This is a genomic window from Tyzzerella sp. An114 (assembly GCF_002161055.1).
GTDB classification, from domain to species: Bacteria; Bacillota; Clostridia; order Lachnospirales; family Anaerotignaceae; genus Fimicola; species Fimicola cottocaccae.
Genome location: NZ_NFLT01000002.1, coordinates 30,385 through 51,100, shown reverse-complemented (window position 1 = coordinate 51,100; position 20,716 = coordinate 30,385). Strand labels below are relative to the sequence as shown.

General features: G+C 31.9%; 21 protein-coding genes and 5 tRNA genes. 7 read left to right on the top strand and 19 right to left on the bottom strand.

Going from position 1 to position 20,716, the window contains the following annotated elements:
* Window positions 1–2: 2 nt before the first annotated feature.
* The 7 genes from B5E58_RS02065 to spoIIIAA are packed head-to-tail and all read right to left on the bottom strand — an operon-like array spanning window position 3 to window position 4,273.
* Window positions 3–566, bottom strand: coding sequence for a hypothetical protein (locus B5E58_RS02065; protein WP_088108028.1), 564 nt, complete (start codon window positions 564–566; stop codon window positions 3–5).
* Window positions 563–1,021 carry a stage III sporulation protein AF gene (locus tag B5E58_RS02060; protein WP_088108027.1) on the bottom strand — a complete coding sequence of 153 codons (459 nt, stop codon included), beginning with the start codon at window positions 1,019–1,021 and terminating at the stop codon, window positions 563–565. The genes B5E58_RS02065 and B5E58_RS02060 overlap by 4 nt, the downstream gene beginning before the upstream one ends.
* A 27-nt stretch (window positions 1,022–1,048) precedes the next feature.
* Entirely contained in the window at window positions 1,049–2,179 is a 1,131-nt protein-coding gene (locus B5E58_RS02055; protein ID WP_088108026.1) for a stage III sporulation protein AE, read from the bottom strand.
* Window positions 2,180–2,193: 14 nt separating this feature from the next.
* Complete coding sequence (gene spoIIIAD, locus B5E58_RS02050) at window positions 2,194–2,580, bottom strand: stage III sporulation protein AD (RefSeq protein WP_088108025.1); 387 nt, start codon at window positions 2,578–2,580, stop codon at window positions 2,194–2,196.
* A gap of 12 nt (window positions 2,581–2,592) precedes the next feature.
* Complete coding sequence (spoIIIAC, locus tag B5E58_RS02045; RefSeq protein WP_088108024.1) at window positions 2,593–2,787, bottom strand: stage III sporulation protein AC; 195 nt, start codon at window positions 2,785–2,787, stop codon at window positions 2,593–2,595.
* Window positions 2,788–2,802: 15 nt separating this feature from the next.
* Window positions 2,803–3,333: a stage III sporulation protein AB gene (locus B5E58_RS02040; protein WP_275532710.1), complete on the bottom strand. Its 531-nt coding sequence runs from the start codon at window positions 3,331–3,333 to the stop codon at window positions 2,803–2,805.
* On the bottom strand, window positions 3,326–4,273 hold the full coding sequence (gene spoIIIAA, locus B5E58_RS02035) for a stage III sporulation protein AA (RefSeq protein ID WP_158097641.1): 948 nt from the start codon (window positions 4,271–4,273) through the stop codon (window positions 3,326–3,328). Before spoIIIAA ends, B5E58_RS02040 begins: the two co-directional genes overlap by 8 nt.
* Before the next feature lie 146 nt (window positions 4,274–4,419).
* Between spoIIIAA and B5E58_RS02030 the strand changes: the two genes are divergently transcribed.
* The 6 genes from B5E58_RS02030 (at window position 4,420) to B5E58_RS02005 (ending at window position 10,673) form a co-directional block, all read left to right on the top strand.
* Window positions 4,420–4,968 carry a LytR/AlgR family response regulator transcription factor gene (locus B5E58_RS02030; protein ID WP_088108021.1) on the top strand — a complete coding sequence of 183 codons (549 nt, stop codon included), beginning with the start codon at window positions 4,420–4,422 and terminating at the stop codon, window positions 4,966–4,968.
* Between the two features lie 150 nt (window positions 4,969–5,118).
* Window positions 5,119–6,135, top strand: a complete 1,017-nt coding sequence (gene aroF / locus B5E58_RS02025; protein ID WP_088108020.1) for a 3-deoxy-7-phosphoheptulonate synthase — start codon at window positions 5,119–5,121, stop codon at window positions 6,133–6,135.
* Window positions 6,136–7,230 (top strand): prephenate dehydrogenase, encoded by a 1,095-nt coding sequence (locus B5E58_RS02020; protein WP_088108019.1) that lies wholly within the window; start codon window positions 6,136–6,138, stop codon window positions 7,228–7,230. It begins immediately after the preceding gene.
* A gap of 20 nt (window positions 7,231–7,250) precedes the next feature.
* A complete protein-coding gene (gene aroA, locus B5E58_RS02015; protein ID WP_206608537.1) occupies window positions 7,251–8,531 on the top strand; it encodes a 3-phosphoshikimate 1-carboxyvinyltransferase in 1,281 nt (426 codons plus the stop codon).
* A gap of 39 nt (window positions 8,532–8,570) precedes the next feature.
* Window positions 8,571–9,230 carry an SGNH/GDSL hydrolase family protein gene (locus tag B5E58_RS02010; RefSeq protein ID WP_088108017.1) on the top strand — a complete coding sequence of 220 codons (660 nt, stop codon included), beginning with the start codon at window positions 8,571–8,573 and terminating at the stop codon, window positions 9,228–9,230.
* A 159-nt stretch (window positions 9,231–9,389) separates the two neighbouring features.
* Window positions 9,390–10,673, top strand: coding sequence for a hypothetical protein (locus tag B5E58_RS02005; protein ID WP_088108016.1), 1,284 nt, complete (start codon window positions 9,390–9,392; stop codon window positions 10,671–10,673).
* 56 nt (window positions 10,674–10,729) lie between these two features.
* Here B5E58_RS02005 and B5E58_RS02000 read toward each other — a convergent pair whose 3' ends face one another.
* Together B5E58_RS02000 and B5E58_RS01995 are read right to left on the bottom strand one after the other, a co-directional pair.
* Complete coding sequence (locus B5E58_RS02000; RefSeq protein ID WP_088108015.1) at window positions 10,730–11,257, bottom strand: cysteine hydrolase family protein; 528 nt, start codon at window positions 11,255–11,257, stop codon at window positions 10,730–10,732.
* A gap of 11 nt (window positions 11,258–11,268) precedes the next feature.
* On the bottom strand, window positions 11,269–12,426 hold the full coding sequence (locus tag B5E58_RS01995; RefSeq protein WP_158097640.1) for an S-layer homology domain-containing protein: 1,158 nt from the start codon (window positions 12,424–12,426) through the stop codon (window positions 11,269–11,271).
* A gap of 122 nt (window positions 12,427–12,548) precedes the next feature.
* On the opposite strand from B5E58_RS01995, the gene B5E58_RS01990 reads away from it, so the two are divergent.
* A tRNA-Leu gene (locus tag B5E58_RS01990) sits at window positions 12,549–12,628 on the top strand.
* Between the two features lie 122 nt (window positions 12,629–12,750).
* On the opposite strand, the gene B5E58_RS01985 is transcribed toward B5E58_RS01990, so the two are convergent.
* From B5E58_RS01985 to tsaB, 10 genes are all read right to left on the bottom strand, one after another.
* Window positions 12,751–12,824, bottom strand: a tRNA-Arg gene (locus B5E58_RS01985).
* An 8-nt stretch (window positions 12,825–12,832) separates the two neighbouring features.
* A tRNA-Gly gene (locus B5E58_RS01980) sits at window positions 12,833–12,903 on the bottom strand.
* 111 nt (window positions 12,904–13,014) lie between these two features.
* Window positions 13,015–13,088 (bottom strand) — tRNA-Arg (locus tag B5E58_RS01975).
* A 7-nt stretch (window positions 13,089–13,095) separates the two neighbouring features.
* A tRNA-Gly gene (locus B5E58_RS01970) sits at window positions 13,096–13,166 on the bottom strand.
* A 146-nt stretch (window positions 13,167–13,312) separates the two neighbouring features.
* Window positions 13,313–13,834, bottom strand: a complete 522-nt coding sequence (locus tag B5E58_RS01965) for a metallophosphoesterase family protein (RefSeq protein ID WP_088108013.1) — start codon at window positions 13,832–13,834, stop codon at window positions 13,313–13,315.
* A gap of 1 nt (window position 13,835) precedes the next feature.
* Window positions 13,836–14,438, bottom strand: coding sequence for an XTP/dITP diphosphatase (locus B5E58_RS01960; protein WP_088108012.1), 603 nt, complete (start codon window positions 14,436–14,438; stop codon window positions 13,836–13,838).
* A gap of 371 nt (window positions 14,439–14,809) precedes the next feature.
* Window positions 14,810–16,957, bottom strand: a complete 2,148-nt coding sequence (locus B5E58_RS01955) for an N-acetylmuramoyl-L-alanine amidase family protein (protein WP_088108011.1) — start codon at window positions 16,955–16,957, stop codon at window positions 14,810–14,812.
* Window positions 16,958–17,134: 177 nt separating this feature from the next.
* Window positions 17,135–19,507, bottom strand: coding sequence for a Lon protease family protein (locus tag B5E58_RS01950; protein WP_088108010.1), 2,373 nt, complete (start codon window positions 19,505–19,507; stop codon window positions 17,135–17,137).
* Between the two features lie 24 nt (window positions 19,508–19,531).
* Window positions 19,532–20,002 (bottom strand): ribosomal protein S18-alanine N-acetyltransferase, encoded by a 471-nt coding sequence (rimI, locus tag B5E58_RS01945; protein WP_088108009.1) that lies wholly within the window; start codon window positions 20,000–20,002, stop codon window positions 19,532–19,534.
* Window positions 19,995–20,711, bottom strand: coding sequence for a tRNA (adenosine(37)-N6)-threonylcarbamoyltransferase complex dimerization subunit type 1 TsaB (tsaB, locus tag B5E58_RS01940; protein WP_088108008.1), 717 nt, complete (start codon window positions 20,709–20,711; stop codon window positions 19,995–19,997). Before tsaB ends, rimI begins: the two co-directional genes overlap by 8 nt.
* Between the last annotated feature and the right edge of the window lie 5 nt (window positions 20,712–20,716).

The following is a 20,716-nucleotide window of genomic DNA, read 5'->3' as shown; positions in this document are numbered from 1 at the left end:
TCCTATTTCATTTTAAAAACAGCTATTTTATGAGACGGAAGATTTAAAAGAGCTTCCGCCGCTTCTGTTATAGCACTTTTTACATAGGCATTATCAGCACCCTCCGAAACTATAACAGCCCCTTGTATTTGAGGCATACTCTCAGATATAACAAAAGGCTGATTTTTGCCCTCATTATTTTCTATTGAAACTGTACTTTCCTCAAAAACTGTTTTTTCTGATGAACTGTTTTCTCCATTTTCTGTATTTCTTTCCTGTCGTGTATCCTTAGCTATAACTTTTTCAGATGTACTTGACAGTGTAACCATAACTTTTGTATTTCCTGCACCTTCAATTTGAGAAAATATTTCAGACAGTCTTTTTTCAATATCAGTTTCAATATTTGTATTATTATTTTCACTTTTCTCTTTAACTTCTGTCTCAACTTCCACTGTTTTTTTATCTCCTCCAAAAAACGAACTACTTATAATAAGAAGTATTACCCCTGTAATAAATATTGCCAAAATATCCATTTTAAAATTTTTATTGGAGGAGCTGAAAAGTTTTTTTAAAAAATTACCCTTCATTTTTCCACCTGCTCATTTGTTTTTACAACTATATTTTCTATACCGTATTTTTTGGAAAGATACTTTACAAGGTCATCTTCACCACTGTTTTCACTACAAAAAATAGTTATTTTTTCCACTTTACCCTGTCTGTCGGTTTCAGTTTCTGCATAAGCATTTTCTCCACAAAAATCATATACATATCCCTTTACCTCCCTTTCAACACTTTTTGAATACTCCGAAAAAGCAAAATCCCTAATACTCTCGTCATAAAAACTGTAATCTGTTTTTTCAATATTATTAAAACTATCTTTGAAATTGGAAAGTGGTTCTAAAATTACAGCTAAAAGAAGAAGTCCCATAAAAATATTTATAAATTTTTTAAGACTGTTCTCGGGAAAAAGTATTTCGGCAAAAGAAATAAATATCATAAATACTGCTATAATTTTTATATATGCTTTAAAACTCTCTAACATTCTTTATAATTACCACCTTTTATAAAATTACAAAATTCCTGACGTGACAATAACAATTATTGAGAATATAAATATAATTGCTGATGTAACAACAGCACCAACAATTAAAAGAGTAAAATCACCAGCACACTCCATACAGCCTATAAGTCTTTTATCACAAAAAGGCTCAGATAGAGCACCAGCCAGACGATACATTATAAAAACAGCAGAGAGTTTTATAATAGGTATAAGACACATTCCAATTATTATTACTATCGAGACAGCAGAAACACTTCCCTTTATAGCCGAAATCATAGCAACAGCACTTTCAACAGTTCCAGACATAACATCACCTATAACAGGAACAGCCCCCACAACAGCTTTAGCTGTCTTTCCTGCCACACCGGACACAGCAGGCACAGCTAATTTTTGAATTGAAAGTATTCCTGTAAATAACAAAGCTGTTCCTTTAAGTGTCATTGATATACATTTTTTTAAAAGCTGTGTAAAAGATTTTAAAAGGTCTCTTTCTGATATATAATTTATAATCTCAAATGTAGAAACTGTAACAGCTGAAGGAACAACAAACTTTGATATAAAGCCTATTATAAAAGTGGAAACTCCTCCCACAAAAGGAGCTATTACAACACCCTCTCCAACTCCCCCAGATGACACAGCAAGAGTTATAAAAATAGGTATTGTGAGATTTAAAAATCCCCCCATATTTTCAACAGTTTCTATGGCAATCTCTGCACCTGTATAGAACACATTACATATAGAAAGTACCATAATCATATAACAGACATAAAAACCAAGTTCCCCAACAGATTTTCCACAAAAAGATGTTGTAACAGTTCTAAGTAAAGCACTCATTATCATTACAGCAGTCATTCCAATAAAAATTGAAAACACATCTTTTATCTCTCCAAAAAGACTATTTAAAAAAAAATTAAAAGCATCTGAAAGTGAAAAATCAATATCACCTTCTAAAACTTTCTTTACAATATCTTCAAAACTCATTCCAGAAATATCCTCTGTCTTTTTGTTTATCTCATCAATATCAGTACTCTCCTCTATTGTGTCTCTCAAAAAATCCTCTTTTTCATTGGCAAAAATGGGATTTTCAACAAAGAGACATAGAAGAATAATTATAATTAAAAAAATAAATCTCTTTTTCACAAATAAAATCCCCCTTATGACAAAAGACCTGTAACAGTATCAATAAGTGCTGTAATAACAGGAATTGAAAGGCTCATTATTATTATTTTTCCACCTAATTCTATTTTTGAGGCTATAAAACCAAAATCCGCATCTTTACAAATTTGAACAGCAAATTCCGATATATATGCAACTCCTATAACTTTCATAACTATTTCAATATACACAAAATCAAGACCAGTTTTTGAATATATGTCTTTTAAAACACTTATTCCTTCACCAAGGTTTTCAATAACCATAAAAAGTATTATTATTCCTGTAATCATAGCAACAGTGAGAGAAAATTCAGGAGAATTTTTTTTGATTGTAAGAGCCATAAAAGTTCCTGTAATTCCAACTATGGCTATTTTGCCAATATCCATAACATTCACCTCTCAAAGTTGAAAAAGTGTTTGAACTGTCTCAAAAAGACTACTTATGTAATGTATAACCCAAAAAAGAACAACTACAAGACCTGCAAGAGTTGTCATCATAGCTTGTTCTTCCCTTCCCGCACGTATCAAAACTTGATTTAAAACAGCCACAAGTATACCTACTGCCGCAATCCTAAAAACAATGCTTATATCCATAAACCCCACCTCTCTTTAAAAAAGGACAATAACTATCAAAAGACCTGAAAGTATTCCAAAACTTTTATAAACTTTTTTACTCTTATCATATTTTTTAATAAGTCTTTCAAGAGTCATATCAATATACTCAACAGCATATCTTCCGTTTTCAACCTGTCTTAAACTGTCAAGATAACCTAATGTTTTTCCAAAATACAAAAATGCATTTATATCATCAACAGTAAAATATGATTGTTTTTCATACTCTTTTAAAGCCTCCTCCCAACACATAGAAGCTGTCTCAAATTTTTGTTGATTAAGTAATTCTGATGTTCTTTTAAATATTTCACTGGTGGTACTTTGTAATTTTGATGAAATATCAAAAAAAACCTCTGAAAGAGGAAGATGTGTATACTCCATATTACTTGAAAAAAGATTAAAACCCTTTTTCATTTCTTCCAAATCCTCTATCCTATACTTGTCCACACTTTCAAAATACATAGAGCATAAAACCGTTGAAAATATAATAAAAATACTTCCTATAATTTTAAAAAACAAATCAATCACCCTTATATATTTGTTTGCCCTTACTATCAAAAACAGTAAAATAATTTCCTCTTTTTCCTAAAACAATATATCTTTCAAAACATTCAGCTAAAATAAGATTACTTATTATTTTTTTAGAATAAACATCATCAATACTCTTTCCATGAATTGTACATATTAAAACTACACCGGAATTAAAAGCCTCACTTATAGCCTTTACATCTTCATCTCTGCCTATTTCATCAACAGCAATAACATCAGGAGACATACTTCTCAAAAGCATTTCCATTCCCAAAGCCTTAGGACAACTGTCAAGTATATCCGTTCTAATGCCAATATCATTTCTAAACTCTCCCATAAAATTTCCGCCAATCTCGCTTCTCTCATCAACAACACATACATTCATAGGCTTTTTGACGCCACTTGTCCCGTCACTTATATTTCTTATAATGTCTCTTAAAATTGTTGTTTTTCCATATCCGGGAGGAGATATTATAAGAGTATTCATAATATCATTATCATGTGTTATATAAGGAATTATTTTTTTACTGCAACCCTTTATTTCATGGGCAATTCTTATATTTATACTACTTATGTTCCCAAAAGTTTTTACCCTACCATTTTCAATTACAGTTTTACCTGTAATTCCGGCTCTATGTCCTCCTTGAATTGTTATAAATCCTCTTTTCAAATCTTCATCAAAGGCATATAGTGAATATCTACTCATAAGCTCCATAGTTTTGTTTATATCATCTTTAGAAACATTCACAGCAATATTTATATCTCTTGTCTTATTCATATTTTTATCAACAAAAAATTCACCTTCAGACGTTCTGAAAATAACAGGACTTTTATTTCTTATTCTTATTTCATATATATTTCTATATTCACTATCTCCAAAAGCTGCCACAGCTTTTTTAATAACTCCTCCAGTTGAAATCAAAAGCTCGTCCCTTATCACAGTATCAAACCTCCTTATAAAAAATATATATTAAATAAAATCATGTTTTATGATATTTTTTAGATACAAAACTATGGATTTTTCTTCCATATGTGATATAATATTTATAATTTCACAATATGTCATGTTTTTTATGATAATGGGGGGTGAGTGAAATTTTTAATGTACTGATTATTAACGAAAATTTAGAAATAGACTATAGAAATGAATTTTCACTAATACCACAAAACAACAAACGTCTTAATATTATAACGGCATCAAATATTAAAGATGCTGAGGAAATAATTTTAAAAACAACAATAAATCTTATACTTATCAGTGAACCTAAAATTTTTCCTCACAACTATAATAATCCGGTTTCGGAAGGAAAACTTACATTAAGAACATCAAGAAAAATTATAAACATAAATTTTTCAGATATACTTTTTATAGAGTCTGACAGACATAGATGTATAATAAATAAAACTGACAATACAACTATCTCTGTATCTATATCAATAGGAAATATTCTTGAAAAACTCAATAATTCAAATCTTGTTAGATGTCATCGTTCTTTTATTGTAAATACAGAAAAAATATCAAGCATAGATAAATCATCAGAACCATGGCTCATACATTTCAATAATTCCAACAAACTTGCTTTTGTTAGCAGAAGTTACAGAAACTCAATATCACGAATATTTAATAATATGTAAAAGCGGTTTTTTACCGCTTTTTTGTTTTATCACTTTAAAGTGTATTAGCGTATTGACACCTTACTTTTAAAGAGTTAAAATAAGGCTTACATATACATATGTTTATATGGAAAACACACGTATAATATAACTTTGAAGGGGGACAAAAATATGATAGTTATAATGAAACAGAATTCCACACAAGAAAATATAGATAATATAGTAAACACAATTCATGAGTTAGGACTTGAAGCTCATCTCTCAAAAGGAGCTGAAGTTACTCTTATAGGTGTTGTAGGAGACAAAGAAAAGTTTATACAGAAAAATCCTCAAATTATGCCGGGAGTAGAAAGAATTATAACAGTAAGTGAGTCTTACAAATTAGCTAACAAAAAATTCCACCCAGAACCAACTGTTGTTGATGTAAGAGGTGTTAAAATTGGCGGAGACAACTTTGTAATAATGGCAGGACCTTGTGCTGTTGAAAGCAAAGAACAGCTTCTTGAAAGTGCTATGGCTGCAAAGGCTGGCGGTGCACAAATTTTAAGAGGTGGTGCATACAAACCACGTACTTCCCCATACTCTTTCCAAGGTCTTGAGGAAGACGGTCTTAAATACATGGCAGAAGTTAGAGAAATTACTGGAATGCCTGTAATAAGTGAAGTTACAAGTCTTCGTGCAATAGATGCTGCAAAAGAATATGTTGATATTCTTCAGATTGGTGCAAGAAATATGCAGAATTTTGAACTTTTAAAAGCTGCTGGAAAATCAGGACTTCCTGTACTTTTAAAGAGAGGATTATCAGCAACTATTGATGAATGGCTTAACGCTGCTGAATATGTTATGAGTGAAGGTAATCCAAATGTAATACTCTGTGAGAGAGGTATAAGAACATACGAGACAAGCACAAGAAACACTCTTGATATAAGTGCTGTTCCTGTTCTCCGTTCAAAAACACATCTTCCAGTTATAATTGACCCAAGCCACGCAACAGGTGTAAGAGATTATGTTTCACCACTCTGTAAAGCTGCTGCGGCTGTTGGTGCTGACGGTCTTATGGTTGAGGTTCACCCAAATCCAGCTTGTGCCCTTTCAGACGGTCCTCAGTCATTAAATCCTGAGGATTTCAAAAAAGTATGTGATGAACTTCGTCCATTTATTACACTTGCAGGAAGGAAGTTTGAGTAAATGTTTAAAAAAGCGGGTATCATAGGCTTAGGACTTATAGGCGGTTCTTTGGCAAAGGCTCTTAGAAATCGCTGTGGAGTAAAAGAAATAGTTGCTTGTAACAGAAATATAGATGTTTTGGAAATGGCACAGTCAGAAGGTGTAATTGATGCATATAGTACAGATGTTACAGATATATTTTGCGGCTGTGACATAGTTATAATATGTACTCCAGTAGGTAAAATATTTGAGTATGCCGAAAAGCTTACAAAATACATAGATAAAGACTGTATAATAACAGATGTGGGAAGCACAAAGTTAACGATATATGAAAATATGAAAAAAATAGCTGATAAAATAACGTATATAGGCGGTCACCCTATGACAGGCTCAGAAAGATTTCGTTATAGCTCATCAAAAGAACATCTTTTTGAAAATGCTTACTATATTCTCACACCTTCAGAAAATGTATCTGATGAAAAAGTTTTAAAACTTAAATCAATGGTAGAAAAAATAGGAGCAATACCTGTAATAATATCTCCTAAAGAACACGATTATGTTACTGCATCAATAAGCCATGTACCCCATGTTCTTGCAGCCGGTCTTGTAAACACTGTAAAAAATCTTGATAGTGAAAAAGGATATATGCATCTTTTAGCAGCCGGTGGTTTTAGAGATACAACAAGAATTGCATCATCAAGTCCTGATATGTGGGAAAGTATATGTCTCGAAAACAGAGACAATATAATAGATGTTCTCACATCCTTTGAGGAAGTTATAAAAAATGCAAAATCAGTTATTAAAAATGGTGATAGTAATGAAATACACAGCTTTTTTGAAAATGCTAAAACTTACAGAGACTCTTTCTCAACAGCCACACCAAAAAGCTATGTAAGACGCTATGAAATAGCTGTTGATGTTCTCGATAAACCGGGAAGTATAGCAATAATAGCTGTACTTTTATCAAGCAACAACATAAATATTAAAAACATGGGTATTTTAAATAGCCGTGATAAAGAGGAAGGTGTTTTATACTTTGCTTTTGACACAGAAGAACAACGTCAAAAGAGTATAGAGCTTCTTCGTAGTATGAATTATGAAGTTAATGAAAAATGATTTAAAGGATTGATTTTGAAATGAAAAAAGAAATATTTCCTAAAAACGGTTTAAAAGGAAATTTCACTGTTCCGGGAGACAAATCAATATCCCACCGTTCTGTTATGTTAGGTTCAATAGCCTCCGGCGACACAGAAATTTACGGTTTTCTTATGGGTGCTGACTGTCTTTCAACAATAGACTGTTTTAGAAAAATGGGAATTAATATAGATGTTACAGATGAAAAAGTTACTGTCCATGGAAAAGGAATGTATGGTCTTTCCTCCCCTTCTTCTACTCTCGATGTGGGAAACAGTGGAACAACAATGAGACTTATAACAGGTCTTTTAAGTGCACAGGATTTTAATTCAAATATAACAGGTGACAGCTCTATTCAAAAAAGACCTATGAATAGAGTTTCAATACCATTAAAAGAAATGGGAGCAGAATTTGAAGGTGAAAAAGACGGTAAACTTTTTGCTCCTTTTGGAATACATGGTAAAAAACTTAAAGGTATACACTATACCCTTCCTGTTGCCTCTGCACAGGTAAAAAGTGCATTAATTCTTGCGGGACTTTATGCTGAAGGTGAAACAGTTATAACAGAGCCTGAAGCTACTCGTGACCACACAGAAATAATGCTTAACTATCTTGGTGCAAATATTGAGCATAAAGATAAAGACATTATATGTCACCCTGTAAAAGAGCTTTACGGAAAAACAATATATGTTCCAGGAGATATTTCATCAGCAGCATATTTTATGGTTGCCGGTGCAATATGTGAAAACTCTCATATAATACTTAAAAATATAGGAATAAACCCAACAAGAACAGGAATAATAACAGTTCTTAAAAATATGGGAGCGGACATAAATATATTAAATGAAAAAACTGTATGTGGCGAACTTGTGGCTGATATTGAAATAAAATCATCAAAACTTAAAGGAACTGTAATTGAGGGAGACTTAATACCAAAACTCATTGACGAAATACCTATAATTGCTGTTGCAGCTACATTTGCCGAAGGTACAACAATAATAAGAAATGCTGAAGAACTTAAAGTTAAGGAGTCAAACAGAATTAAAACTGTAAAAGATGAGCTTTCAAAACTTGGTGCTGATATAACAGAAACCGATGACGGAATGATTATAAAAGGTGTAAATTCTCTTAAAGGTGCTGAGACAGAAAGCCATAATGACCACCGTATAGCAATGAGTATAGCTATTGCAGCTCTCAAATGCGAGGGAAAAACAATAATCAATAATTCAGAATGTGTTGACATATCTTTCCCAAACTTTTATCATTATATAGAAGAGCTTTAAAAAGTGTAAATCTGAAAATATTTCGGGGGGACGTTTTAAATGATTAAAACAACAATTATAGGTTTTGGTGATAGTCTAACATATGGATATGGTGTTGATATAAACACATCATATATAGACAGATTGGATAAGTATATGCCTCTTTATTACCCTTCAATATCCTGGAATATTGTAAAAAAAGGTGTGAACGGTGATAATACAAGAGGTGCATTGAGACGTCTTAGAAAAGATGTACTTGACCTTAATCCTAACATTGTCATAATACTTTTTGGAACAAATGACAGTTCAATGTATGATGACCACTTCTGTTCACAGAGTGAATATGAAGAAAATCTTGAAAACATAATAACAATAATAAAAGCACATAATAACAGAACAGGTTTAAATAACTGTATACCTATACCTGTACTTGTGACACCACCCCCTGTTATTGATGAGAAAGCTCACCCTTTCACATCATGCAACAGAATAAAACAGTATGCCTACATAGTTAAAAAACTTGCCAAAAAATATCATTGTCCTATTGTGGATTTTTATGATTATATGGTTGAAGAAAGCGGTGGAAATTTTAAAGAATATCTCCAAGAGGACGGTGTGCATCTCAGTTATAAGGGATATGACTGTATGTATGACTGTATATTCTCAGAGCTTACAAAACTTATAAATTATGAAGGCATTTTAAAGGATTATGATAAATAAACTATAAAGCACCCTAAGGGTGCTTTTTTTAATTCTTAAATATTTCCTAAAAATTATTCAAAAAATTGTTATTTTTTTTAAAAATGATATAATTATTTTATAATATCAATCTAATGATATTATGAACACAATAATTATTTATCAAAAGGGGGATTTTTTATGTTGAAGAAAATCAAAGGTTTTACCTCGGCCGCATTAGCAGGAATTATGACATTATCATTATGTCAGGGTGTAATGGCAGAAGAAAAACCTATTTCAGTACAGATTAATGGTGTTTATGCTGAAAATCTTGAGGCTACTCCATTTATTGAAAACAATTCTGTTCATATTTCAACAGAAGATGCTAAAACTTTATTTGGTGCTGAGTATGCTTATGAGGGAAATGTAGCCATAAGAGAAGTTGCTGAAAAAGCAGGATACACAGTAGGCTGGGACGCTACAAACAGAGCTGTTATCGCTGTTGATAAAGAAAAACTTCTTGAAGATATTGGCGAATTTACATTGATGGATAAATACAATGCATATTCAAACAAATTTTTAGAAGATAACTATACTATTGGCGGAGACTTTAATTTTGATATGTCTTTAACAGACATAAAATCTGGAGAAACTACTCCTGTTAAAGGTTCCGGAACAATAGATGGTATCACATCAGGTAATAAACTTGATATGTCATCATCAATGAATTTTGATTTCTCTCAAATTCCAAATCTTACAGAGGAAGACAAAGCTTTAATAGACTCTCTTAGTGCTTTTAATGTAGAATATAAAATGGACATGGAAACAGGAAAGATTTATTTCAAATCACCTGAACTCCAGAAAGCTATGGAAGTGTCTGATACAGCTTGGTTATGCTTAGATTTACAGGAAATGTTTCAGTCATATATGCCAGGTTTTGATTTTAAAGAACTTTTAAACACAGCACAGACAGGAAGCTATAAAGATGTAGTAAAAGCACAGCTTGATATGTTACCTGCATTCAACACAGTAAATGATTATGAAGTAATGAAAACTGCTCTTTCATTATTCAATGATGCATCATTTACAAAAAACGGAAATGTATATACTTCAAAAACAACAGTAGGCGATGCAACAACAGGATTATCAGAAAATACACTTGTTATGACTGTTGATGACAATGACAATGTTATAGGTTATTCAATGGACTCTGTAACAACTGTTCCTAATGTTATGTCAATGACAATATCTGCTTCTGCTGATGAAGATAATAATATGGTATCAAAAATAGATATTGATATGACAGGATTATTAAAATTAGCTATGACAATGAATGCTAAATATGTAGAAACAGAAACAGTTGCAACAGGTGCTCCTGAAGCTAATGCAGAAATAATAGACTTAAATGAAATAATAGCAAATAACATGATGGAACTTGAAACAGCTACTCCAGAAACAGCTGTTGAAGTTTCACCAGCCGCTTAATATAAACAAACAAAAAAGAGCCGTTCAAAATGAACGGCTTTTTTATTTATTAAAATTTATATAACATTTATCTGACACATCTTCATTGACTCAAGGGCATTTTTATGACTTTCAGGAGTAACCCCAGCACAACATTTTGAGTCAACAGTTATAGGAATTTCAGGGAAAAAGGCTTTTATTAAAAGTGCATTTGATATAACACATATATCTGTACAAAGTCCTATAAGTTCAATATACTCTATTGGTGATTTTTTATTTATAATATCAAGATATTGAACTATTTCTTTTGAACCAAAAGTGTCTTTATCAAATACAGGAGAATTATATTCTTTTCTCATATTTTCAACTTTTTCAGTAAGTTTCCACCCTTCACTGCCCTTTATACAATGTTTTACAGGAAGTTTTATACCTTCCTGTGTTTCAAGGTAATCTTCTGTATGAGTATCTCTTGTAAAAATTACTGTACCTTTAAAGTTTTTAATTTTATCACACACATTATCAATAATACCCATAGCCTCTGCTGTTCCAAGAGAACCATCAACAAAATCATTTTGCATATCTATTACAATAAGTATTCTACTCATAAAAATCCTCCTTATCTTGTTTGAAGTGTATTTATTATATCAAAAACCTCATCAACATATCCCTTTGCTTTTGAATAAGGACAAGATACCTGTATATGATTTATGCCTCCTGTGGTTTCAAAAACAAAATTCCATGTGTAAATATCTATATTTTGAACATAGCCTGTAACATCAAAACGTACAACTTTTTCATTATTTATATTAAAATTTTGATTTTCAAATATATCAATATTATTATAAATACCATTAATCTCATTTTTGTAGTCTTCAATATATTTTTCACTGTTTTCATATTTAGAATATGGAACAAGTTGACTATCAATTCTAAGTATTCCATTTTCAGAATAAATCTCCATATTATATTCAGGATATGTAAAAGTACTCTCCATATTCCATTTAGCAGGTACTATGAGAGAAAAAATACCATCTGATGATATAATCATTTTTTTAGATGCATAATTTTGATTTTCAAGCCATTTATATTTCAAATTAAAATTATATCTTGTATCAGGCATAGCAATATGGGATATTATAACAGCAGCCTCTCCCCTTGTTATATTATCATCAGCATAAAATGTGCCATATTCATCTTTACCAGACAATATTCCAGCTTCATAAAGTTTATATATACTATCACTATATTCTGTCTCGCTTCTAACATCAGGAATATTTATAACAGTATTTTTTCTATCAAAGCACTCATCAGGTAAAGATTTTGCAAATATATAAGCAACTTCTCCTCTTTTTGCATTTCTTGTATAATCATCAAAAGTATCTTTTTCTATTATTCCATTTTCTATGGCATAATCAACATATATATCATACCAATTTTCATACTCTTTATCTTCAGAAGGCTTTATTTCATCGCCCCTTCCAAAATATATACTGTTTATTCTTGAAGCCACAGACAAAGCCTCTGCCAATGTAAATTGGCTATTAGGATAAAATTTTCCAGCTTCCCTTCCTGACAATAAACCCAACTCATAGGCAGGTTTTACAGCATTTAAAACCCATTGTGCTTCTATATCAGTGAAAGTTTCATCAGTAAAATTATATTTCTCCTGAAAGTTTTGAAATCCCTTTTCTTTTTCCATGGCAAAAACAGAAGTGCTTAAAACTGTAACAGAAATTAATGTTGCACATACTTTTTTTAAAAAAACAGTATTCATATAACACACCACCTTCAAAATATAATACATATTAAGTATATAATATTTTAAAACCATTTCAAATAAAAATATTGAATATTGACAAATATACATAAATATAATATTATAAATTTATTGTTTATGCGGATATGGCGGAACTGGCAGACGCGCTGGACTTAGAATCCAGTCCGAGAGGGTGCAGGTTCGATTCCTGTTATCCGCACTTTAAATTTTAATTATCAAAAAAAGTCGGACTTTTAGAAAAGACCGACTTTTTTATTTTATAAATTTTATAATACTTAAAAAACAAAAAAGACAACCTCAAATGAGATTGTCTTTTTAAAGTGAACCAGGAGGGATTCGAACCCCCGACCCACGGCTTAGAAGGCCGTTGCTCTATCCAACTGAGCTACTGATCCATATTAAAAGCGGGTGATGAGAATCGAACTCACGTGTTCAGCTTGGAAGGCTGACGTTCTACCATTGAACTACACCCGCATATTGAATTATCAGTTTTTCAAAGGAACAAGAAATATTATACTAACATTTAAAATATTTGTCAAGCATTTTTTAGAATTTTTTCGGCAGTTTATAAACTGCCGAAAAAGATGAACCAGGAGGGATTCGAACCCCCGACCCACGGCTTAGAAGGCCGTTGCTCTATCCAACTGAGCTACTGATCCATACTAAAGCGGGTGATGAGAATCGAACTCACGTGTTCAGCTTGGAAGGCTGACGTTCTACCATTGAACTACACCCGCACACCCTGTTTTTCAGTCGCTTTATCAACTCAACGAAAATTATTATAACAGGACATTTACACTTTGTCAACATTTTTTTGCAAAAATTTTAAAAAAATAAAAACCTTGAAAAATCAAGGTTTTTACAACATATCAAAAAAATTTTTTCAAAAAAGTTTATCTAAACGCATAAAATTATCTTCATCTACATACACCATTATAGTACCTCGCATATTTCCATTTTCATCTATATCAAATATACCAAATGTAGGATAATTTATTCCTCTTGGTAAAGATATACTTCCTGGATTAAATATATATATGCTACCATCATATTCATTAGCTGGTCTATGAGTATGACCAAAGAACACAGCATCAGCACCCTTTTCCTGTGCCCAATAAGCTATATTATCATAACTCCAATAAACTTGCTGTTTATGACCATGAGTGATAATTATTTTTTTACCACATATATTTAACATTTTTGTATCTGGTGTGTTCATTCCATAATCATTATTACCTCTTATATAATAAAAAGGTATATCAGAAAACTCCTCTTGAAGTTCTTTTGCATCTTCGTCATGGTCTCCCAAATGTATTATACCATTTATTTTATCGCCTATACGCTCTATAACATTTCTTGCATTACTTAAATAACCATGAGTGTCACTTATAACAAGCAATTTCATATTATAAATCACCTAATTCCTTTTTAAGCTCATCTTTCATAAGTCTTAAAGCTTTACCTCTATGACTTATGCTGTTTTTCTGCTCAGGAGCCATTTCAGCTGTTGTCATGCCATATTCAGGTACAAAGAATATAGGGTCATATCCAAAGCCATTTTCTCCTTTAATTTCATGGCCTATTATACCTTCTATTGTTCCCTTTGTAGTAATAATTTTTCCTCCAGGTATAGCTGTTGCAATGACACTAACAAATCTTGCTGTTCTTTTTTCTTCTGGAACATCTTTCATAATATCAAGTATTTTACTGTTTTTTATGTTATATGGTGTATCCTCTCCCATATATCTGGCAGAATACACTCCAGGAGCTTTATCAAGATAATCTATCTCAAGACCAGAATCATCAGCCATTGTTATAAGACCTGATATTTCCATTATTTCACGAGCTTTTTTTATAGCATTCTCCTGAAATGTTGTACCATCTTCAACAACATCAACATTTATTCCGGCTTCCTCCATAGATATTACTTCAACATTCATATCTGACATTATTGCATTTATTTCTTTTATTTTACCTTTATTTTTGGTTGCAAATATTATCTTTGTCATTTGTTTCTTTCCTTTCATAAAACATTTATAAACTATCTGTATGCAAAAAAACAAACATAATAAAAAAAGAGACTTATTATCTCATCAAATATAATTATACTATTTATTTACTTTAAAGACCATACCGTTTTTAAAAGCTACCTACAAATTTATATAATAATAATCATTACATAAACAATCAGCTTCAACAGTTCTTGGAATAATCATAAGGAAAACAAAAACAATAACCAAAACTCTCAAAATTTTCATGAAAGCACCTCCTAATATACAATTTTATACATTAAAAAAGGCACTATCTATAAAAAAATTATTTCAAATTTTTGCTATAAAAAACAAAAGGACAGATTATTTTACATCTGTCCTTTTTAAAATTATCGTATTTTGTAATTATTTTTCATATAATACACAGAATCATATATAGCCTGAGCAACTTTCTGCTGATTTGCAGAATTACTTATTTTCTGTGCATCACCAAGATTTGAGAGAAAAACAGCTTCTATAATTACAGCAGGAACTTTTGTTGAGTTAAGAACAAGAAGGTCTGTTCTGTGTTTTAATCCTCTATCTGTTGTTCCAAGAGCACCTACAATAGAATTTTGTAATGTCTGTGCTAATATCTGGCTTGTGAGTTTTCCTGCCACATCTGTTGAGTGAGTTTTATAAAGTAACTCTGTACCATTAGGTATAGCATTAGGTGAAACAGAATTCATATGTATTGATATAAACATATCAGCACTTTCATTTGCTTTCTGAGCTCTTGTAGCATTTTGAGGATAAGAATCATCAAGTCTTGTAGCATAAACCTTTACATCATCTTTTCCATCATTTTCAAATAATGCATATGTTTTTAAAAGAACCTGAAGATTTAAGTCTTTTTCATTAAATCCATTTCCACTTGTACCAGGGTCTTGATATCCATGACCTGCGTCAAGCATTACAACACAATCATATTTTTCTTTAGGATTTTGAACTTTTATATAAACATTTGTCGCATCTTCTGTGATTGTGTAGGCTGTAATCTGTTTTTCATTAAATGTTATAGTTGTGTTTCCTGCACTATTTGTGCCTAAAGTAAAGCTTGTAAGATAGCTATCATTTACATTATATGTTCCATATCCATAAGAACTTGTATAATTTCCCGGAAGTGTCATTGTATATTTAAGATTGATATAATCATCATTGTGAGCTATTGAATTTATATTTATAGGCTGTATTTTCTTCATTGTTATTGTTCGTGTAGAAGAATTATAGCTTATATTATCAAGAGTGCCCTTTGATACATCAATCTTAAAACTATTTCCTGATGAATATGTATTAACTTCAGCTGATGATGGAACTTCCAATGTAACTCTTGTTGTATTTTCATCAAACTGACCTGTTCTTATGGCAGTTATAACATTAAGTCCACTTACTGAAGGATTTTCAGGTAAATTTGAATTTGAATTAGGAAAATCTATAACAACTCTATCAGGATTTGTAAGTTTAAAAACATTTCCGCTAGTTGCATATTTTCCTGTTACAGTTACAGTATCGACTTTACCATTACTTGTCATATTTATTGATGTAATATCATTTTTTGCAAAGGATACAATAATTCCCTTTTTATCAGATGTAAAACTTACACCATAATCGCTGTCTGCTGATTTAAGGTCAAAAACAACTCTTGTAATTTTCTGAGGAGTAACCTGATTTTGACCACTTCTTATTCCTGTAATATTTGAACTATTAGCAACAGATATTTCATTATTTGACATAGCAAGAGTAGCATCATATATATCAACAACAAGTCTATTACCACTTACAAGCTGTGTTGTATACTTTGAAATCTGTCCAGATGTATTTATTGTATAGCTCTCAGCAGCTCCTGAGGCTGGAAGTGAAACAGAATTAACATTAACACTTCCCCCAGAAGGGTTTGTATATGTTTTAATTTCTCCGTCAGTTGGTGTTGTTGGAGTTTGTGGAGTTTCTGGAGTGACTGGTGTCTCTGGTGTAGAAGGAGTTTCTGGTGTCTCTGTATTTCCAGATTTACCATCTTCATTTATGATTACATATCTTGTATCACCATTCCACTGAACATCACAGTTTAAAGCCTCTGAAACAGCTCTTACAGGTATAACAGTACGGTCATTTATAATCATAGGTGGAACGTCCATAGTAAAGGTCTCACCATTTTTTGTTCCTTTGTTATTTCCAACCTGTATAACAACAACATCTCTTCCCTTTGATATAAAAACCTCACTTGTTGTTCCATTCCACATAACTTCTGCTCCCATAGCCTCAAAAACAGCTCTTGCCGGCACAAGGGTTCTGTTATTAAGCACAACAGGAGGCATATCTCCACTATCTACATCTTTTCCATTAACGCTTATATAAACTTCTTCTGCGGAATAAGCATGGCTTGCTCCGTCATATACAAGTGTATAATTAACAATAGGTGCAGCACTGGCAACAGTAGGCATTAACATTGTAAATGCTAATGTAATAGCAGCAAATTTTTTTAAAAATTTACACTTCAAAATTATTCCTCCTTTTTTATTATTAAAATCATTATATAGTATATCAAAAAATATACAATTTAGTGCAAAAAACTCTAAATTGTAACATATTCGTAATAAAATGGACAAAAAAATAAGGTGTATAATTACACCTTATTTTGACGCTAAAATATTTAATTTTGTTTCAAAAAAATTAAATTATTTATCTTCACCGACAGATTTTTTGTAATATAATTCAAGTTTTTCTTTTACTTTCTTATGAACTTTTGAGGCTGGTGTATTCATAAGAATTTCTATACCCTCATCAAGAGTTGAAACTGGATATATATGGAACATCCCCTCTTTTACAGCTCCTATAACATCATCTCTCAAAACAAGGTCTTTTACATTTGTAACAGGTATCATAACACCCTGATTTCCTGTAAGACCTCTTTTTTTGCAAAGGTCAAAGAAACCTTCTATTTTGTAGGTAACTCCCCCTATTGCCTGAATTTCACCTCTCTGATTTATAGAACCTGTTACAGCTATTTCCTGATTTATAGGTATCTCTGAGAGACTTGAAAGTATACAGTAAAGCTCTGTACTTGATGCACTATCCCCATCAATACCATTATAATTCTGTTCAAAACATATTCTACAAGAAAGAGACAGTGGGAAATCCTGTGCATAAGTTTGACCTAAATATCCTGTTATAATCTGAACACCCTTATTATGAGTTTGACCACTCATTTCAGCTTCTTTCTCAATATTTACTATACCAGATTTTCCCAAATATGTTGTGGCAGTAATTCTTGTAGGATTACCGAACATATAACTTCCCATATCAAATACAGCAAGACCATTTATCTGACCGACTTTTTTACCTTCTGTATCAATCATTATAACGCCTTCATCCATCATCTCGCCAAGTTTTTCTTCATACATTTTAAGTCTATTTTCTTTCTCGGATACAGCTTTATTTACATGATAGGCTGTTACTGTATCAGATTTATCTATTGAAGCCCATGTGGCAGCCTCACAGAGTATTTCAGCTATATAATTAAATCTTGTGGAAAGTCTATCTTGTCTCTCAACAAGTCTTGAGGAATACTCAACAATCTTTGCAACAGCAGAACTGTCAAAAGGAGCTGTTTTTTCTCTCTCAGAAAAAGCTCTGACAAATTTTGCAAGTTTGTGTATGTTCTCCTCATTTCTGTTCATTTCATAATCAAATTCAGCTCTTATTTTAAAGAATTTACCAAAATCGTCATCATACTCATTTAAAAGCTCATAGTAGTAACTACTTCCTATAAGTATAACTTTAACTGAAACAGGAATAGGCTCTGGTTTAAGAGTTGGCATTGTAGCAACTCCAAGCTGTTCTCTCAAGTTTTCAATAGTTATTTCTTTTGTTTTTATAACTCGGCGTAAAGCCTCCCAAGCCTGAACATTAGATAAAAGGTCATGAACCTGTATTATAAGGTATCCTCCATTAGCTCTATGAAGAAGACCGCTTTTAATTTTCATAAAATCTGTTGTAAGATTACCAAACTCATTTCCATACTCAACCTCACCAACAAGATTATAATATGTTGGGTTAAAATCTATAATAACAGGAGCTCCCTTTGTCTCAGAGTTATCAACAAGAAGATTTACACTATATTTAAGAGTTATATCCTCTGTCTGTTTTTTATTTAACATAGGAAGAAGTGCTGAAAGTCCCTCCTCTGCCTCCTCATCATCTTCCATAAATTCTTCAATATTGTCAAGAACATCTTCCTGAACAGAATTTATATATTTGAGAACTCTGTCATACTCTTTATATTTCTCTTGAACAGCATTAACATGATGACCTATTGCAAACATACCAACTTTATAATCCAAGTCATCCATAGCTTTTTTAGCTTCCTTGTCAATGTCTCTTATGTCACGCATTATAATAGAGACTTTTTCTTGAACCTGTTCCGATGACTCATTTATTTTTTCTTTTGTCTCATCATCAAGTTTTTCATATTCTTCTTCATTTATTGTATTACCGTCTATCATAGGCATAAAATATATACCGGAATTTGTTGATTTAACGCTAAATCCATTTTCTTTAGCCACATCAGACATATGCTTCATTAAAGCTTCTCTTTTATCTTCATAAACCTTTGTTATTTCATTTTTCTGTTTATCATAATCATCAGATGAAAAAGCCTTCTGTATTTCAGAGTTAAAAAGCTCTACAAGCTCGCTCATATCTTCTTTAAACTCTTTACCTTTTCCTGGTGCAAATCTTAAAGCTGTTGGTCTTTCAGGATTTTCAAAGTTATAAACATAACACCAATCATAAGGAACGGGCTCATCTTTTGCAACTTCCATAGCTTTCATTTTAGCATATGTTGTTTTACCTGTGCCGGAAGGACCTGACATATATATATTATAGCCTTTCATTTTTACCATAATACCGAAATCGAAGGCATCAACGGCTCTTTCCTGTCCTATTATTCCTTTGAGGGGGCTTAAATCCTCTGTATCGTCAAACTTAAGTTCCTCTGCAAGACAATAATTTTTCAATTCAGTATATTTTAATTCTCTATGCTTTTCCATTATACTGCCTCCTTTTTCTGAAAATCAGAGGGTATCTTCATAACCCTCATATATAGGAAAATATTTCCACATTATAACTGCATCTTCTTTAGTATCTGCATAATAATTTTTTCTAAAGCCTTCTGGCTTAAATCCATATTTTGTATAAAGTTTCTGTGCAGGAGCATTACTTATTCTAACTTCAAGGGTAATACCTATCATCTCTTTTTCCTCTGCACATTTTATCATTTCTTGTATAAGCATATCACCTATGCCCTGTCGTCTGTAATCAGGGTGAACAGCTACATTTGTTATATGTCCCTCTGTCACAACGTGCCACATTCCCGCATGTCCAACAACTTTTTCACCATCAACAGCAACTCTATATATAGCCATAGCATTTGAGTTTACTTCTCTCTCAAAATCCTCACGAGTCCAAGGAATATGAAAACAGAGCTCCTCAACCTCCAAAACACCTTCAATGTGTTCTTGTGTCATAGGTACTATTTTAATCATTATTTTTGCCCTCCATAGCCTGTTTTTCAAGAAGTTCTCTCTCTGCCTGTGGTTTTCTTATGTATATAGGAGTAAAATCTCCACCATCTAAAGCTCCACCATTTTTTACAATATCAAAAGCAAGAGAAGCCACAGCTCCCGCATTTTGCATATTACAAGAAGGTGGTGCAAGTATAAAGTTCTCATTTTTAAGAAGTTTTTCTTTGTGAACAGGAACACCATCACCTAAAAATATAACTCCCATGTCAAATTCTTCTGCTCTCTCTATTATCTCATCTATTGAAACAGCTATATGTCCTGTAAGATTTTGAAGTTTGCCATCTTCCCACTGATATAAAGCTGTATAAACCTGTGAACGTCTAGCGTCCATTATTGGACATATTATTTTGTCAGTTTCAAAAATATTATATGCCAAAGCGTCAAGAGTTGGAACTGGTACTATTTTTTTGTTTAAACCTAAAGCAAGTCCCTTTGCTGTTGCTGCTCCAATTCTCAAACCTGTGAAAGAGCCAGGACCTTGAGAACAAGCTATATAATCAACTGTTGAAAGGTCAAAGTCTGTCATTTTTACAACAGCGTCAACCATAGGCATTATAGTTTGAGAATGTGTCATTTTATAATTTATAGTGTATTCACCTATAAGTTTTTCTTCATCTGCAAGAGCTACGCTTGCAACCTGACCTGTTGTATCAAGTGCTAATATTTTCATTTATT